Consider the following 14,941-nt stretch of genomic DNA (forward strand, 5'->3'; position numbering starts at 1 on the left):
GCGGATCCGGAGCCGCCTGGGCCCACCGGATCCGCCGACCGCCTACGGGGTGTTGATCTTCGGCGGGGTGATCTTGCGCGAGGTCAGGACCTCGTCCACCAGGCCGTACGCGACGGCGTCCGCGGCGGTCAGGATCTTGTCGCGCTCGATATCGAGGTTGACCTGCTCGGAGGTGCGGCCCGAGTGCAGGGCCAGCGTGTCCTCGAGCCAGGTCCGCATGCGCATGACCTCGTTGGCCTGGATCTCGAGGTCCGAGGCCTGCCCGCCCTGGCCGCCGGAGAGGGCCGGCTGGTGGATCAGCACGCGCGCATTGGGGAGCGCCAGGCGCTTGCCGGGAGCACCGGCCGCGAGGAGGACGGCCGCGGCGCTTGCCGCCTGGCCGAGGCAGACGGTCTGCACCTCCGGGCGGATGAACTGCATGGTGTCGTAGATCGCCGTCATCGCGGTGAAGGATCCGCCGGGCGAGTTGATGTACAGGGTGATGTCCCGCTCCGGGTCGGTGGACTCGAGCACGAGGAGCTGCGCCATGACGTCATCCGCGGATGCGTCGTCCACCTGCGTACCGAGGAAGATGATGCGGTCCTCGAACAGCTTCGTGTAGGGGTCCTGGCGCTTGAAGCCGTACGGCGTGCGCTCCTCGAACTGGGGAAGGATGTAACGGCTGGTCGGAAGGTTCTGCGCCTTTGATCCCGCTGCTGCCTGGAATTCGTGGTTCATGGTGTCTCCTGTAGGACTGGTCGGAGTGTGGGCTGGGCGCGGACTACGGCGTCTGGTCGGTGCCGCCGCCGCCGGCGACGGAGCCCGAGTGCGCGGAGATGTGGTCGAAGAAGCCGTAATCGAGGGCTTCCTGGGCCGTGAACCACTTGTCGCGGTCATTGTCCTTCAGGATCCTCTCGACGGTCTGGCCCGTCTGCTCCGCCGTCAGTTCGGCCATGACCCGCTTCATGTGCAGGATCAGCTCGGCCTGGATGCGGATGTCGGTCGCCGTCCCGCCGATACCGCCGGAGGGCTGGTGCATGAGGATGCGCGCGTGCGGCGTCGCGTAGCGCTTGCCCTTGGTGCCCGAGGACAGGAGGAACTGGCCCATCGAGGCGGCGAGGCCCGTGGCGACCGTGACGACGTCGTTCGGGATGAACTGCATGGTGTCGTAGATCGCCATACCCGCCGTGACCGAGCCACCGGGCGAGTTGATGTAGAGGTAGATGTCGCGCTCCGGGTCCTCGGCCGACAGCAGCAGCAGCTGTGAGCAGATGACGTTCGCGTTGTCGTCGCGTACCTCGGAACCGAGCCAGATGATGCGCTCCTTGAGGAGCCGGTTGTAGATGTACTCGTCACGTCCGCCCATCTCGGGGCCGGCCATGCTCGGGGTACTTGGTTCGGTTGCCATTTCGGTTGACCTTCCACTCTGGCGGATCGCTGCCACTTCGGCCGACCCGTCCGTTTGTCTCTCCTTGGACACTAACCCGCTGCAGCGCCGAATTGCTCCCGCTCCGGGAACTGTTCGCTGACGGCGCACGGTGGGGCGGCTGTCCCGCGAGGGACCGCCGACGACGGGCCCCGTACCCGTCCCAGGGCCTTAACGCAGCAGCGGTGCCGCCGCCCGGAGGCTGCGGCACCGCTGTGTTCTACCGGCTCTGCTGGAGGCTACTCCGCACTCGCCTTCTTCTTCGGTGCTGCCTTCTTCTTCTTCGGCGCTTCGGCGACGACCGGCTCCTCGGAGGACTCGGCGGTCTCGGGCTCCTCGATCGGGGCCTCGGTCTCCGTGGACTCAGCGGTCTCAGGCTCGGTTGCCTCGGTCTGCGTGGAGTCCGCCTCGGTGGCCTCGATGTCCTCGGCGACGTCCTGCTCGGTCTCGACGTCGTCGACGTTCATCGTCTCGTCCTCGTCGCCGGCGGGGCGGACGAACTCGGTCAGGTCGATCGTGGCGCCGTTGGTGTCGGTGACCGTTGCGTACTCGAGGACCTTGGCCAGGGCCTTGCGGCGGCGGACCTCTCCGACGATCATCGGGACCTGGCCGCTCGAGTCGAGCATCTGGGCGAACTGGTTCGGCTCCATGCCGTACTGCCCGGCGGTCGAGACGATGTAGTCGATCAGTTCGGCCTGGCTGACGCCGACCTCTTCCTTCTCCGCGACGGCGTCGAGGATGACCTCGTTCTGGAAGGCACGCTCCGTGTTGGTGCGGACCTCCGCGCGGTGCTCCTCGGTGTCGTGGTCCTCGCCGGCGCTGTGGGCGTTCTCGCCGTTGAAGTGCTGCTCGAGCTGCTCCTCGACCACGCTCTCGGGGACCGGGACCGCAACGAGTTCGACGAGCTTGTCGAGGACCTTGTCCCGTGCCTCGACGCCCTGGTCCATGATCTTCGACTCGGACGCCTGCTTCGCGAGGTCGGCGCGCAGCTCCTCGGCCGTGTCGAACTCCGAGGCGAGCTGCGCGAACTCGTCATCGACCGCGGGGAGCTCGCGCTCCTTGACGGCCTTCACGACGACCTTCACCTGGGCGTCGGCACCTGCGTGCTCGCCGCCGGCCAGCTTGGTCGCGAAGGTCGCGTCCTCGTCCGTGGACAGGCCGGTGACGGCCTCGTCCATGCCCTCGAGCATGGTGCCCGAGCCGATCTGGTAGGACAGGTCCTGGGCGGAGTCGACCTCTTCGCCGTCGACCGACGCCGTCAGGTCGATGGTCAGGAAGTCGCCGTCCTTCGAGGGGCGGTCCACGGAGACGAGCGTGCCGAAGCGGCCGCGGAGTTCGTCCATGGCCTTCTCGACGTCCTCGTCGGACGCCTCGACGGGCTCGACGGTGACCTCGAGGCCCTTGTAGTCGGGGAGCTCGATCTCGGGGCGGATGTCCAGCTCGACGGTGAAGGTCAGCTGGCCGTCCTTCTTCGCGGGATCGGGGACCTCGGTGATCTCGACCTCGGGGCGGCTCAGGGGGCGGATGCCCGTCTCCTGCACGGCGCTCTGGTAGAAGCCGTTGAGGCCGTCGTTGATGGCCGTCTCGATGACGTAGCCACGGCCCACGCGCTGGTCGATGAGCTGCTGGGGAACCTTGCCCTTGCGGAACCCTGGAACCTGGACCTGGGTGGCGATGGTCTTGTAGGCCTCGTCGATGCTGGGCTTCAGTTCCTCGAAGGGGACCTCGACGTTCAGCTTCACCCGGGTGGGGGAAAGGGTTTCAACAGCGCTCTTCACAGCGTAGGACTCCTGAGATGATTGGGATTGGTTCTGCAGCGGAGGCACTTTCCTCATCACACGACAGAGTCGGGGTGACAGGAGTTGAACCTGCGACTTCCTGCTCCCAAAGCAGGCGCTCTACCAAGCTGAGCTACACCCCGTAAGTGCGAGTGCCAGTCTACGCACCTTTACGCCTGCCGCGCACATTTGGCGATCGCGCAGCAGCTGTGGTGTAGTTATATGCGTTCCACGGGCTCCGCGAGGGGCCCGAAACGGGGATGTAGCTTAATGGTAAAGCCTCAGTCTTCCAAACTGATTACGCGGGTTCGATTCCCGTCATCCCCTCTCCCCCGGCCCACGGCCGCACCCTCACCCGGACCCACCGTCCGGGTGATGTCGTTCAAGGCGCGGAACACGCGTCATTCCCCCTGGCACCGCGGACACCAGTACACGTTGCGCGCCGCCATCTCCGCGGTGAGGATCGCGGTCCCGCACCGGCGGCACGGTTCACCCGTGCGCTTGTACACGTAGTGCGGCGCGGAGCCCTTCGGCCGGCCGTTCCTGGCCTCTGCCGTCGTCGTGATGATCCGGCCCTCCCGCACGCCGTCCTGCATCAGCCGAACGGTGTCGGCCCAGATGCCGACCGCCTCGTCCTCGCGCACCTGCCGGCCCGGGCGCCAGGGGTTGATGCCCTGGAGGAAGAGCACCTCCGCGCGGTAGACGTTCCCGATCCCCGCGACGACCGCCTGGTTCATCAGCTGGACACCGACCGGCGTGATGCTGGAGGTGACCTTCCGTACGAAGATCGAGCCGTCCGACCCGGGCTGCAGGGGATCCGGCCCCAGCTTCGCCCGGGCTGCCTCCTCCTCGGCGCCCGTGATGACCTCGCAGGCGGTGGGCCCGCGCAGGTCCGCCCAGCCGTGGGCGGACACGAGGCGCACGCGCACCGCGCCGACGGGCTCGGGCGGGCCGCTGTACGTCCCGCCGCTGCTTGTTCCGTCGTCGTCGGACGCCTGTTCCGACTCCCCCACCCGGCGGGGGGCGCCGATGCTCGACGCGCCGCGGAAGGTTCCGTCACCGCCGAAGCTCCACGCGCCGTAGAGGCCGAGGTGCACGCGCAGCACCCGGTCGTTGTCGAAGCGCAGGAACAGCTGCTTGCCGTGCGCGAGGGCGCTGAGCAGCGTGGCTCCGTCGAGCCGTGCGGCACCCGCCGCGAACCGGCCCTGCGGGCTCGAGACGGCGAGCCGCTCACCGGCGAAGACGGAGGTGAACTGCCTCGCCAGCCGGTGGACCGAGTGGCCTTCAGGCAACGCTTCCCGTTTCCTCGAAGCGCGCCACCTGCGCGATCCTGCGACTGTGCCGTTCGGCTCCGCTGAACGGCTCCGCGAGGAACGCCTCGATGATGGACGTCGCCTCCTCCACCGAGTGCTGGCGCCCGCCGACGGCGACGACGTTCGCGTCGTTGTGCTGCCGTGCGAGCCGCGCGGTGTCCAGGTTCCAGGCGAGCGCCGCCCGGACCCCGCGCACCTTGTTCGCCGCGATCTGCTCGCCGTTCCCGGAGCCTCCGAGGACGATCCCGAGCGCCTCGATGCCCGCTTCCCGGTCCGCGACCACGGCCTGTGCCGCGTCGATGCAGAAGGAGGGGTAGTCGTCCTCGGGGTCGTACGACGTCGGGCCGTGGTCGACGACGTCGTGACCTGCCGCGGTGAGGTGCGAGAGCAGGTGGGCGCTCAGTTCCATGCCGGCGTGGTCTGTGGCGAGGTGGACGCGCATGGCGATCTGTTCCTTCGGACGGCGCCGGGAGGAACCGGCGGTGGCTGCGGGGTTCGTCCGCCGACCGGCGGGACCCTCCCAGCCTAGTGTGCCCGTGGAGGGGAAGCGGAAGCGCGACGACGACCGGCGGAATGAGAGAATACGAAACGCCGCGTAACCCGCATCACACGCGCCGTATCCGAATCCGACCCTGGAGGCGATCCTTGCCCGGTTTGAACCTGACGCGCGACGAAGCACGCACGCGCGCCGACCTGCTCACCGTCCACTCCTACGAGATAACCCTCGACCTCACCGGCAGCGACCGCGTCTTCCGGTCGACGACGGTCGTCTCCTTCGACGCACGGCAGAGCGCCTCGACGTTCATCGATGCCGTGACGGACACCGTGCACCGGGTCGAGCTGAACGGCGTCGCGCTGGACCCGGCGGAGGTCGCCGACGGCGTCCGGATCCAGCTCCCGTCCCTCGCCGCCAGCAACACCCTCGTGGTCGAGGCCGACATGCTCTACATGAACACGGGAGAAGGCCTGCACCGTTTCGTGGATCCGGTGGATGGCGAGGTCTACCTCTATACGCAGTTCGAGGTGCCGGACTCCCGCCGCGTCTTCGCCGTCTTCGAGCAGCCGGACCTGAAGTCGACGTTCCGCTTCGCCGTCACCGCGCCGTCGCACTGGGACGTCATCTCGAACACCACGACGCCCGAGCCCGTGCAGGCCGGCTCCGACGCCCACGGCGCCGCCGGCTCCACCTGGTACTTCGAGCCGACACCCGTGATGTCCTCCTACGTGACCGCGCTCATCGCCGGTCCGTACCAGTCCGTCCGCAGTGAGCTCACGAGCTCGGACGGCAGGACCATCCCGCTCGGCGTCTTCGCGCGGAAGTCGCTGATGCAGTACATGGACGCCGAGAACATCTTCGCGCTGACGCGCCAGGGCTTTGCGTTCTACGAGGAGCAGTTCGGTACGCCGTACCCCTTCGGGAAGTACGACCAGCTGTTCGTGCCCGAGTTCAACGCGGGCGCCATGGAGAACGCGGGCGCCGTCACCTTCGTCGAGACCTACGTGTTCCGCTCCCGCGTCCCGGACGCGACGGTCGAACGACGCGCCATCACGATCCTCCACGAACTCGCGCACATGTGGTTCGGCGACCTCGTCACCATGCGCTGGTGGAACGACCTCTGGCTGAACGAGTCCTTCGCCGAGTTCATGTCCACCCTCGCCGCCGCCGAGGCGACCGAGTTCGAGCAGGCCTGGACCACCTTCGCGATCCTCGAGAAGGGCTGGGCCTACCGGCAGGACCAGCTCCCCTCGACGCACCCGATCGTGGCGCAGATCAACGACCTCGAGGACGTCCAGGTGAACTTCGACGGCATCACCTATGCGAAGGGCGCCTCGGTGCTCAAGCAGCTGGTGGCCTGGGTGGGCCAGGAGGAGTTCATGCAGGGCGTGCGGCAGTACTTCGCCAAGCATTCCTGGAAGAACACCGAACTCGCCGACCTGCTCTCCGAGCTCGAGGCCGCCAGCGGTCGCGACCTCAAGGCCTGGTCCGCGCTCTGGCTCGAGACGGCCGGGGTCAACACGCTGCGCCCGGAGTTCACCACGGACGACGACGGCACCATCACCTCCTTCGCGATCCTGCAGACGGCCATCGAGGCGTTCCCGACCATCCGGCCGCACCGGCTCGCCGTCGGTTTCTACGACCACGACGACGACGGCGCGCTGGTGCGCGTCCACCGCCTCGAACTCGACGTCGACGGCGGGCGCACCGAGGTGCCGGACCTCGTGGGGCTGCGGCAGCCCGCGCTCGTCCTGCTCAATGACGACGACCTCGCGTACGCGAAGATCCGGCTCGACCCGGCCTCCCTCCGCACGTCCGTCCGGCATGTGAAGGACTTCCGTGACTCCCTCCCCCGGACGCTGGTCCTGGCCTCGGCCTGGGACGCGGCGCGCGACGGGGAGACCCCTGCCCGCGATTACGTGGAGCTCGTCCTGCAGAACATCGGCGCGGAGTCCGACTCGTCGGTGGTGCAGGTGCTGCTCCGGCAGCTGGCCTCGACGCTGGCGTTCTACGTCGATCCCGAGGACCGCGAGGCGATGGGAGATGCCGCCGCGGACAGCCTCCTCGAACTCGCCCTCGCCGCGGCCGCGGGTTCCGACGCGCAGCTCCAGTTCACGAGGGCCTTCTCGGCGCATGCCCGCACCGCGCCGCAGCTCGACGCCGTCGAGGCGATGCTGAACGGCGATCGCGTGGCCGAAGGGCTGACCGTGGACCAGGACCTGCGGTGGGAGCTGTTGACCAGCCTCGTGGTCGGGGGCCGCGCGGGCGAGGCGGAGATCGAAGCCGAGCTGGCGCGCGACTCCACGGCGAGCGGAGCGCTCGCCGCGGCGGCGGCCAGGGCGGCACTGCCGACGGCGGACGCCAAGGAAGCCGCGTGGGCGGCCCTCGTCGAGGCGGCGGACCTGCCCAACGCCACGCAGCGGTCCATGATCGGGGGCTTCACGCGCGTGCACGACCGTTCACTGCTCGAGCCGTTCGTGGAGCGGTACTTCTCGTCGGTGCAGGACGTCTGGGCGACCCGCACGCACGAGATCGCCCAGCAGATCGTCGTGGGCCTCTACCCCTCGCTCCTGACCACGCAGGACACGCTGGACCGCACGGATGCCTTCCTCGACCGTCTCGGCGACGCGTCGCCGTCGCTCCGGCGGCTGGTCCTCGAGAGCAGGGACGGCGTGGTGCGCGCCCTGAAGGCGCAGGCCGTCGACAGGTAGCGTCCGCTCCGGTTCGGCGGGCGGGGAGGACCGCGAGATTCTCCCCGCCCGCCGTCTCCGACTCACCCCGGTTCGCCGTCCGGGCGAGACCGGCGTCGGTATTAGGGTCGAGTCATGAACCTGCAGGAGCACCAGTACTCGGCGCGGATCCGCTGGACGGGCAACCTCGGCCCCGGGACGTCCGGCTACCGATCCTACAGCCGTGACCACGAGGTGGAGGTGGACGGGCCCGGGCTCCTCCTCGGAACCGCGGACCCCACCTTCCACGGCTCGAAGGACCGCTGGAATCCGGAGCAGCTGCTCCTGGCCGCCGTCGCCCAGTGCCACATGCTGTCCTATCTGCACGTGGCCGTGCGGGCCGGCGTCGTCGTCACCGGCTATTCCGACTCCGCGGCCGGAAAACTGCGGCTGAACGCGGACGGCAGCGGTGAGTTCACCGGCATCCGGCTCCGCCCGCACGTGGAGCTGGCGGACGCCGGGCAGGCCGCACTGGCCGACTCGCTGCACGGAGAGGCGAACCGCCTGTGCTTCATCGCCCGATCCCTGAACTTCCCCGTGCACCACGAGCCGACGTCCGCGGGTCCGGAGGGGGACTGACGCCTCGCGCCCGGCCCCGCCGGCTCCCCCTTCCGCTGTAGCCTGTTAAGGCGTCCGGGGCGTCTGGTGTTGCCGCGGATGGGCTTCCCGAGTGCCGTATGAAAGCGACGACATGACCTTCCTCCCCTCCCTCGGCTATGGCGGCCGACTCATCGGAGCGCTGATCATCCTGATCGGCGCCCTCCTCCTCTGGCTCGTGATCCGCTACCTCATCACGCGGTCGGTCAAGCGCGTCCAGAGCGGCTACAGCGTCTTCAAGAAGCCCCACTTCAAGTGGGCGCAACCGGCGCTGCGCCCGTTCGACAGCGCACGCCGCGTCCAGCGTGCGGAGACGATCGGCGGCCTGATGTCGAGCGTCGCCGCCGGGACCATCGCCATCATCGCCGCTCTCATGGCCATCGAGACGCTCGGCTTCAACATCGGGCCCATCCTCGCCAGCGTCGGCATCGTCGGTATCGCGATCGGCTTCGGCGCCCGCGAGGTCATCCGTGACGCCTTCCTCGGGTTCTTCATCACGATCGAGGACCAGTACGGCATCGGCGACACCATCGAGGTGGGTGACACCGTGGGCGTGGTGCAGTCCCTGGGCCTGCGCATCACGCGGATGGTCGACGGGGACGGCGCCATCTGGTACGTCCGCAACGGAGACATCACCAAGGTGGGCAACAGGTCGCAGGGCAACTACGTGGCGCCGCCGCCCGAACCCGTCGCCTCCGCACCCGCTGCCGCGGAGGGACAGGCATGAGCGACGCGATGCTCCCGCACGGCAACAACCCTGGAGCGCCGGGTACCGGCGGCGGCGGGTCCTCTGTTCCGGGGCTCGGGCCCGACCTGCCGGTGGCAGGCGCGCGGGCCGCCCTGCCCGTCGAGCGGCTCGTCTCCGCCGGGCAGACCTTCAGCCAGCCCCAGTACACGGACAACTTCTTCGAGGCCGTCGGTGGGCACGAGACCTTCGTGAAACTCGTGGACGCCTTCTACGACGGCGTGGCGGGCGACGACGTCCTGCGTCCCATGTACCCGGAGGCGGACCTCGGACCCGCGAAGGAGCGGCTGCTGCTGTTCCTCGAACAGTACTGGGGCGGTCCGAAGACATACGGCGAGCAGCGGGGACACCCGAGGCTCCGCATGCGTCACATGCCTTTCCGGGTGGGGCCTGAGGCGCGGGACCACTGGCTCCGGCACATGCGCGCCGCCGTGGACAGCCTGGATCTCGCGCCCCTGCACGAGGCCACGCTGTGGGACTACCTCGACCGCGCCGCGCATTCCATGGTCAACGCCGCGGACTGAGCACCCGCGCGGATCCGATCCACCCGTGCCGGCGGCGGGTGCCCCCGCTCCGGACACCACGTAGGTCACGCCGTCTGCTCCCGGTCCTCCACACGCATCGAATCGAGCACGATCACCCGCAGCGGCCCCACCTGCTCGGAGTACCAGGGGCTCTGGCGGCCGAGGCGTGCCAGGATCTGCTGCTGTTCGCCGCTGCGGTAATCATGGTTGCCCAGGACGGGCAGCAGTTCGGCGCCGTCATCGGTCAAGGGGGCAAACGGTTCGGAGACGACGCGCTCGGTCAGGTCGGCGTCTCCGTCCTCGTAGACCAGGTCGCCGAGCAGGACGAGTGCATCGTAGGACCGCTTCCTGCTCTCCGCTGCCATCCGATCGGCCGTCGCCTGTCCGGCCACGCCGTTCCGGCAGACGCCCGCCCTGGCGAAGTCCGCCAGCCTGCGGGTCCCTCCGCCGCTCCTCCCGCGTCCGGCCAGGAGCAGGACTCCCGCTTCCGCGGGACTCCTGGTCCTGATCGGCATCAGAGGATGGCCGCCGCGCGGACCAGGACATGGCCCCGACCGGTGCTGAGGCGGGACCAGCGGCCGTTCACGTGCACGGTCGCTTCCGCGCCCGGCTCGAGGAAGCCGAGGCTGAACGCCCCGAAAGCCGCCCCTGCCGGCACCGATCCGGGGACGCCGTCGAGCGGCCGGCCCCAGACCGCGGCCCGGACGCTGCTCACGAGGGGCGCGCCCGCGCGGTCGGGCAGGGTTCGCGCCACCTCCCCGATGCCGTCCTTCGCCGCCTGGTCCAGGACCGAGCAGGGAACCGCACCTGCCGGTGTCCAGCCGGAACGCGGCGGCAGGACCCCGGCCCAGTTCTCCGTGACGGTGACGGTCGGGACGGGGAAGACGACGTCGCCGTCGGGAATCCTGGCGAGACGGTCGAGGACCGAGCCGAGGGAGACGGTCGCGTCGACCTCGGCCTCAGCGCCCAGGGCCATGGTGCGGAGCCCGAGCACCGTGGGGACGGGTTCCCCCAGCACCGTGGGGCGGAGCGTGCAGACGTACGCGGCGAGAACGCGACCGGCGGCGAGCAGGCGCATGCCGCCGTCGTCGTTCGCGCGGGCGCGGGCGGTGAAGGTCCGGAAATCGGCGACCGTAGGGGCGTCGGCGAAGCGAAGCGACGGCGAGGACATGCGCGTCACGTCGAGCGGGAGCGGCGGAACGGCACGGTCGGCCCCTCCCAGGACACGAGGATGCCCTTCTGCGCCTCGGACAGGCGTACCGGACGCCCCGTGCTCCGGCTGACCAGGACCATGGTGGTCGCCGCGATCGCACTCGTGGTGCTTCCCTCCGCCTCCACCCTGTCCCTCACCGCGTAGCCGAGGTCGAAACTGGAACCGCCGACCTTGGTCACCCAGACATCCACGCCGGCGGGTGCGGGGCTGAAGTTCAGGGGTGCGCGGTACTCGATCTCCTGGCGCCCGACGAGGGTGTAGTGGTCGGGGTCGATCAGGTCCATGAAGGACTTCCCGGGCCGCCCTTCACTCATCAGCAGCACGCGCGCATCCTCGAGGAACTGGAGGAACCGCACGTTGTTGACGTGGCCGTAGGAGTCCTCGTCGCCGAATCGCAGCTGGAGGGGGATGGTGTGCACCGCAGACATACCGCCATCCTGCCAGCCCCCGCCCGGCGGGGACCAACCGCACGCGCGGCAGCCCGCGAGTGTGAGCAAGGCCATGCAGCGTCGCGATCGGCCGTGTTGAGTGCGGTGGAGGGGGCGTCTACTGTCAGTAGGTGCTCGGGTGCTCCTCCTGCGACGGGACTCCCGGACCTCGCCTGTCCCCTTTCCACCTGTTTCCCGAGGAGTTCCCCAACCATGGCAGAGCACGCGCCGGCACCAGACGTGACGTCGGAGGAGCAGGGGAAGGATCCCACCGCTGCCCTCCTGGAGCTCCTGGACCTCAGCAGCGCCGACGGGGCGCAGACGGACGAGGAGATCTTCGTCGGCGCATCCGCCCGCCAGCCGAGCCGACGCGTCTTCGGCGGACAGGTCCTCGCGCAGTCGCTCATCGCGGCGATGCGGACGGTGGAACCCAGCAGGGACGTCCACTCGATGCATGCGTACTTCCTGCGTGCCGGTGACGCGGACCAGCCCATCACCTTCGGCGTCCAGCGGCTCCGCGACGGCCGCTCGTTCTCCGCGCGCCGCACGCACGCCTACCAGAACGGCGTACCGATCCTGTCCATGATCGCGTCCTTCCAGGAACCCGACGACGGGATCGTCCACCAGGACACGATGCCCACCGATATCCCGGACCCCGAGAGCCTGCCGTCGACGGCCGAGCTCCTCGGCGGCTTCGACCATCCGGTCGCCCGGGCGTGGGCGTTCGAGCGGCCGTTCGACATCCGGCACATCGACGCACCGCTCTACGTGGCGAACGAGGGGTCCCGGGAGGCCCGGAACGCCGTCTGGATGCGCAGCCTCGCGCCGATGCCTGACGACCCCGACCTCCACCGGGCAGCGCTCGCCTACGCCAGCGACTACACCCTGCTGGAATCCATCCTCCGACCGCACGGCCTGAGCTGGATCCAGCCCGGGATGAGCGTCGCCAGCCTCGACCATGCGATGTGGTGGCACCGCCCGGTGCGCGTGGACGACTGGCTTCTCTACGTCCAGAGCTCCCCCAGCGCTTCCGGGGCTCGCGGCCTGGCCGCCGGCCGCATCTACAACCGACGTGGAGAACTCGTGGCGAGCGTCGCGCAGGAGGGCATGGTCAGGATCCCGCCGGCCTGAGCGCGGCCGACAGCTTCCGACCGGAGCGGATAGCCCCGAAAGACGACGAGGGACACGGCGTGGAGCCGTGTCCCTCGTCTGTGTGCCCGGGCGTCTGTTCCTAGTCGCGGGTCAGGCGGCGGTGCGTGACGCGGTGCGGCTTGGCGGCATCGGCGCCGAGGCGCTCCACCTTGTTCTCCTCGTAGGCGTCGAAGTTGCCTTCGAACCAGTACCACTTGTCCGGGTCGTCCTCAGTGCCCTCGTAGGACAGGATGTGGGTGGCCACCCGGTCGAGGAACCACCGGTCGTGCGAGACGACGACGGCGCAGCCGGGGAATTCCAGCAGGGCGTTCTCGAGGCTCGAGAGCGTCTCCACATCCAGGTCGTTGGTCGGTTCGTCCAGGAGCAGGAGGTTGCCACCCTGCTTCAGGGTCATGGCCAGGTTGAGCCGGTTGCGCTCACCACCGGAGAGCACGCCGGCCTTCTTCTGCTGGTCCGGTCCCTTGAAGCCGAAGGCCGAGACGTAGGCGCGCGAGGGCATCTCGACCTGACCCACCTGGATGTAGTCGAGGCCGTCCGACACGACCTCCCACAGCGACTTGTTGGGATCGATGCCGCCGCGGGACTGGTCGACGTAGGAGATCTTGACGGAATCTCCGATGCGCAGTTCGCCGCCGTCGAGGGGCTCGAGGCCCACGATGGTCTTGAAGAGCGTGGTCTTGCCGACACCGTTGGGGCCGATCACACCGACGATGCCGTTGCGCGGCAGGGAGAAGGACAACCCGTCGATGAGGATGCGCTCGTCGTAGCCCTTGCGGAGATCGTGCGCCTCGATGACCTGGCTGCCGAGCCTGGGGCCGGGCGGGATCTGGATCTCCTCGAAGTCGAGTTTCCTGGTGCGCTCGGCCTCGGCTGCCATCTCCTCGTAGCGGTTCAGGCGGGCCTTCGATTTCGTCTGGCGTCCCTTGGCGTTCGAGCGGACCCATTCGAGTTCGTCGCTGAGGCGCTTCGAGAGCTTCTGGTCCTTCTTGCCCTGGACCTCGAGGCGCGCACGCTTCTTCTCGAGGTAGGTCGAGTAGTTGCCCTCGTAGGGGTACAGGTGTCCGCGGTCCACCTCGGCGATCCATTCGGCGACGTGGTCCAGGAAGTACCGGTCGTGGGTGACGGCCAGGACGGCGCCGGCATACGACTTGAGGTGCTGCTCGAGCCACAGCACGCTCTCGGCGTCCAGGTGGTTGGTGGGCTCGTCGAGGAGCAGGAGGTCCGGCTTCTGCAGGAGCAGCTTGCAGAGCGCCACCCGGCGGCGCTCACCACCGGAGAGGACGCGGACGTCCGCGTCCGGCGGCGGGCAGCGCAGGGCGTCCATGGCCTGCTCGAGCTGGGAATCGAGGTCCCAGGCGTCGGCGGCGTCGATCGCTTCCTGCAGCTTGCCCATCTCGTCGAGCAGCGTGTCGTAGTCCGCGTCGGGGCTGGCCATCTCTTCGGAGATCTCGTTGAAGCGCTGGATCTTGCCGTAGATCTCGCCCACGCCCTCCTGGACGTTGCCGAGAACCGTCTTCTCCTCGTTCAGTGGCGGTTCCTGCAGGAGGATGCCGACCGTGTAGCCGGGGCTCAGGCGCGCCTCGCCGTTCGACGGGGTGTCCATGCCCGCCATGATCTTCAGGATGGTGGACTTGCCGGCTCCGTTCGGGCCGACGACGCCGATCTTCGCGCCGGGGAAGAACGACATGCTGACGTCGTCGAGGATAACCTTGTCGCCAACGGCCTTGCGGGCCTTGGTCATTGTGTAGATAAATTCCGCCATGCCACTAAGGCTAGTGGGTGCCCACGGTGTTCTCACACTCGATGGCCGCGGCTCCCGTGCTCGCAGCCCGCGTCCGCCCGTCGGCGGGCGCGGAGGACCCTAACGCTGGTTGCCGACGAAACACTGCCCGGAGGCGAGCGCGGGGAGGACCGCCACGGAGACCGTGCTCTCACGCACCTCACCGAAGACGCAGGTCCCTCCCGTGCGGCCGGCACCCTGGATCGCATCGACGTCCAGTCCTGTCGGGGTCCGGTCGATGGACACCTCGACGGCGTCCGGGACCAGCCCTGCAGCCGTGAAGCCCTCTTCGATGGCGGTGCGGACCTGCCCGCTGGTGACGGAATCCTGGCTCCCGGCCAGGGAACGAAGGGATGCTTCGACGGCAGCAGCCACCCCGTCGGTGTCCGGCGCCGGCGCCGCGGGCGGGGCGGCCGGGGCCGTGCCATCGGCGGGCTGCTCCGGTGCTGAGTCTGAATCAGAGGTCGGAGCAGGGGTCGGAGCTGAGACAGCGGACGGCGAGGCGCTCCCGCCACCCAGCGCCTCCGGTGCCGCGGTGGGCGAACCCGTGCAGGACGTGAGCACCAGGACGATGCCGACGGCGGGCAGTGCCCGGCGAAGCAGGCGGCCACCGGCAGGGTGCCGTCGTGCTGGAGAAGCGGCAGTAGTCACGTTGCCATCCTGCCATGCACCCTGGAAGCTGCCCGCCTGCCCCTCCGACGCCAGGCCGAGCGCAGGCGAGGAGGCGTTCCACCCACCGGTCGGGGTCGCGCCTATAGAGGAGGCGTTCCACCCACCGGTC

The 14,941-nt window shown here is 69.1% G+C and carries 15 protein-coding genes and 2 tRNA genes; 6 read left to right on the forward strand and 11 right to left on the reverse strand.

The features are described 5' to 3' along the window. Positions 1-42: 42 nt before the first annotated feature. The 4 genes from ACIQCY_RS09670 to ACIQCY_RS09685 form a co-directional block, all read right to left on the reverse strand. Positions 43-717, reverse strand: coding sequence for an ATP-dependent Clp protease proteolytic subunit (locus ACIQCY_RS09670; protein ID WP_400483682.1), 675 nt, complete (start codon positions 715-717; stop codon positions 43-45). A 43-nt stretch (positions 718-760) separates the two neighbouring features. Next, the gene (locus ACIQCY_RS09675; RefSeq protein WP_400483683.1) at positions 761-1,387 is read right to left on the reverse strand and encodes an ATP-dependent Clp protease proteolytic subunit; all 627 of its coding nucleotides are present in this window, start codon (positions 1,385-1,387) and stop codon (positions 761-763) included. Positions 1,388-1,644: 257 nt separating this feature from the next. Next, positions 1,645-3,183: a trigger factor gene (gene tig, locus ACIQCY_RS09680; RefSeq protein ID WP_400483684.1), complete on the reverse strand. Its 1,539-nt coding sequence runs from the start codon at positions 3,181-3,183 to the stop codon at positions 1,645-1,647. Positions 3,184-3,252: 69 nt separating this feature from the next. Continuing rightward, positions 3,253-3,326 (reverse strand) — tRNA-Pro (locus ACIQCY_RS09685). Between the two features lie 113 nt (positions 3,327-3,439). Between ACIQCY_RS09685 and ACIQCY_RS09690 the strand changes: the two genes are divergently transcribed. After that, positions 3,440-3,510, forward strand: a tRNA-Gly gene (locus ACIQCY_RS09690). Positions 3,511-3,584: 74 nt separating this feature from the next. Here the strand turns inward: ACIQCY_RS09690 and ACIQCY_RS09695 are convergent. Then, positions 3,585-4,475 (reverse strand): Fpg/Nei family DNA glycosylase, encoded by an 891-nt coding sequence (locus ACIQCY_RS09695; protein WP_400483685.1) that lies wholly within the window; start codon positions 4,473-4,475, stop codon positions 3,585-3,587. Next, positions 4,468-4,938, reverse strand: coding sequence for a ribose-5-phosphate isomerase (locus ACIQCY_RS09700; protein WP_400483686.1), 471 nt, complete (start codon positions 4,936-4,938; stop codon positions 4,468-4,470). Before ACIQCY_RS09700 ends, ACIQCY_RS09695 begins: the two co-directional genes overlap by 8 nt. A 212-nt stretch (positions 4,939-5,150) precedes the next feature. Between ACIQCY_RS09700 and pepN the strand changes: the two genes are divergently transcribed. The 4 genes from pepN (at position 5,151) to ACIQCY_RS09720 (ending at position 9,587) form a co-directional block, all read left to right on the forward strand. Continuing rightward, a complete protein-coding gene (gene pepN / locus ACIQCY_RS09705) occupies positions 5,151-7,703 on the forward strand; it encodes an aminopeptidase N (RefSeq protein WP_400483804.1) in 2,553 nt (850 codons plus the stop codon). A gap of 114 nt (positions 7,704-7,817) precedes the next feature. Then, the gene (locus ACIQCY_RS09710; RefSeq protein WP_400483687.1) at positions 7,818-8,300 is read left to right on the forward strand and encodes an OsmC family protein; all 483 of its coding nucleotides are present in this window, start codon (positions 7,818-7,820) and stop codon (positions 8,298-8,300) included. 112 nt (positions 8,301-8,412) lie between these two features. After that, positions 8,413-9,045, forward strand: a complete 633-nt coding sequence (locus tag ACIQCY_RS09715) for a mechanosensitive ion channel family protein (RefSeq protein ID WP_400483688.1) — start codon at positions 8,413-8,415, stop codon at positions 9,043-9,045. Between the two features lie 8 nt (positions 9,046-9,053). Further along, on the forward strand, positions 9,054-9,587 hold the full coding sequence (locus tag ACIQCY_RS09720; RefSeq protein WP_400483805.1) for a globin: 534 nt from the start codon (positions 9,054-9,056) through the stop codon (positions 9,585-9,587). Positions 9,588-9,652: 65 nt separating this feature from the next. Here ACIQCY_RS09720 and ACIQCY_RS09725 read toward each other — a convergent pair whose 3' ends face one another. Genes ACIQCY_RS09725 through ACIQCY_RS09735 form a run of 3 tightly spaced genes read right to left on the reverse strand, consistent with a single transcriptional unit; the run spans position 9,653 to position 11,228 of the window. Then, positions 9,653-10,102, reverse strand: a complete 450-nt coding sequence (locus ACIQCY_RS09725) for a metallophosphoesterase family protein (RefSeq protein ID WP_400483689.1) — start codon at positions 10,100-10,102, stop codon at positions 9,653-9,655. Beyond that, positions 10,102-10,767, reverse strand: a complete 666-nt coding sequence (locus ACIQCY_RS09730) for a hypothetical protein (RefSeq protein ID WP_400483690.1) — start codon at positions 10,765-10,767, stop codon at positions 10,102-10,104. The genes ACIQCY_RS09725 and ACIQCY_RS09730 overlap by 1 nt, the downstream gene beginning before the upstream one ends. After that, positions 10,764-11,228 (reverse strand): acyl-CoA thioesterase, encoded by a 465-nt coding sequence (locus tag ACIQCY_RS09735; protein WP_400483691.1) that lies wholly within the window; start codon positions 11,226-11,228, stop codon positions 10,764-10,766. Before ACIQCY_RS09735 ends, ACIQCY_RS09730 begins: the two co-directional genes overlap by 4 nt. Positions 11,229-11,441: 213 nt before the next feature. Between ACIQCY_RS09735 and ACIQCY_RS09740 the strand changes: the two genes are divergently transcribed. Beyond that, the gene (locus ACIQCY_RS09740) at positions 11,442-12,359 is read left to right on the forward strand and encodes an acyl-CoA thioesterase (protein WP_400483692.1); all 918 of its coding nucleotides are present in this window, start codon (positions 11,442-11,444) and stop codon (positions 12,357-12,359) included. 100 nt (positions 12,360-12,459) lie between these two features. Here the strand turns inward: ACIQCY_RS09740 and ettA are convergent, their stop codons facing one another. Together ettA and ACIQCY_RS09750 are read right to left on the reverse strand one after the other, a co-directional pair. Then, positions 12,460-14,142, reverse strand: coding sequence for an energy-dependent translational throttle protein EttA (gene ettA / locus ACIQCY_RS09745; protein ID WP_400483693.1), 1,683 nt, complete (start codon positions 14,140-14,142; stop codon positions 12,460-12,462). Between the two features lie 99 nt (positions 14,143-14,241). Beyond that, positions 14,242-14,811 (reverse strand): DUF6993 domain-containing protein, encoded by a 570-nt coding sequence (locus ACIQCY_RS09750; protein WP_400483694.1) that lies wholly within the window; start codon positions 14,809-14,811, stop codon positions 14,242-14,244. Between the last annotated feature and the right edge of the window lie 130 nt (positions 14,812-14,941).

The sequence above is a fragment of the Arthrobacter sp. NPDC092385 genome (assembly GCF_044755105.1).
Lineage (GTDB): Bacteria > Actinomycetota > Actinomycetes > Actinomycetales > Micrococcaceae > Arthrobacter_D.

Coding starts and splice junctions, on each gene's coding strand:
- ACIQCY_RS09670 (WP_400483682.1), bottom strand. CDS start 717: ATGAACCACGAATTCCAGGCAGCAGCGGGATCAAAGGCGCAGAACCTT.
- ACIQCY_RS09675 (WP_400483683.1), bottom strand. CDS start 1,387: ATGGCAACCGAACCAAGTACCCCGAGCATGGCCGGCCCCGAGATGGGC.
- ACIQCY_RS09700 (WP_400483686.1), bottom strand. CDS start 4,938: ATGCGCGTCCACCTCGCCACAGACCACGCCGGCATGGAACTGAGCGCC.
- ACIQCY_RS09710 (WP_400483687.1), top strand. CDS start 7,818: ATGAACCTGCAGGAGCACCAGTACTCGGCGCGGATCCGCTGGACGGGC.
- ACIQCY_RS09715 (WP_400483688.1), top strand. CDS start 8,413: ATGACCTTCCTCCCCTCCCTCGGCTATGGCGGCCGACTCATCGGAGCG.
- ACIQCY_RS09720 (WP_400483805.1), top strand. CDS start 9,054: ATGCTCCCGCACGGCAACAACCCTGGAGCGCCGGGTACCGGCGGCGGC.
- ACIQCY_RS09725 (WP_400483689.1), bottom strand. CDS start 10,102: ATGCCGATCAGGACCAGGAGTCCCGCGGAAGCGGGAGTCCTGCTCCTG.
- ACIQCY_RS09735 (WP_400483691.1), bottom strand. CDS start 11,228: ATGTCTGCGGTGCACACCATCCCCCTCCAGCTGCGATTCGGCGACGAG.
- ACIQCY_RS09740 (WP_400483692.1), top strand. CDS start 11,442: ATGGCAGAGCACGCGCCGGCACCAGACGTGACGTCGGAGGAGCAGGGG.
- ettA (WP_400483693.1), bottom strand. CDS start 14,142: ATGGCGGAATTTATCTACACAATGACCAAGGCCCGCAAGGCCGTTGGC.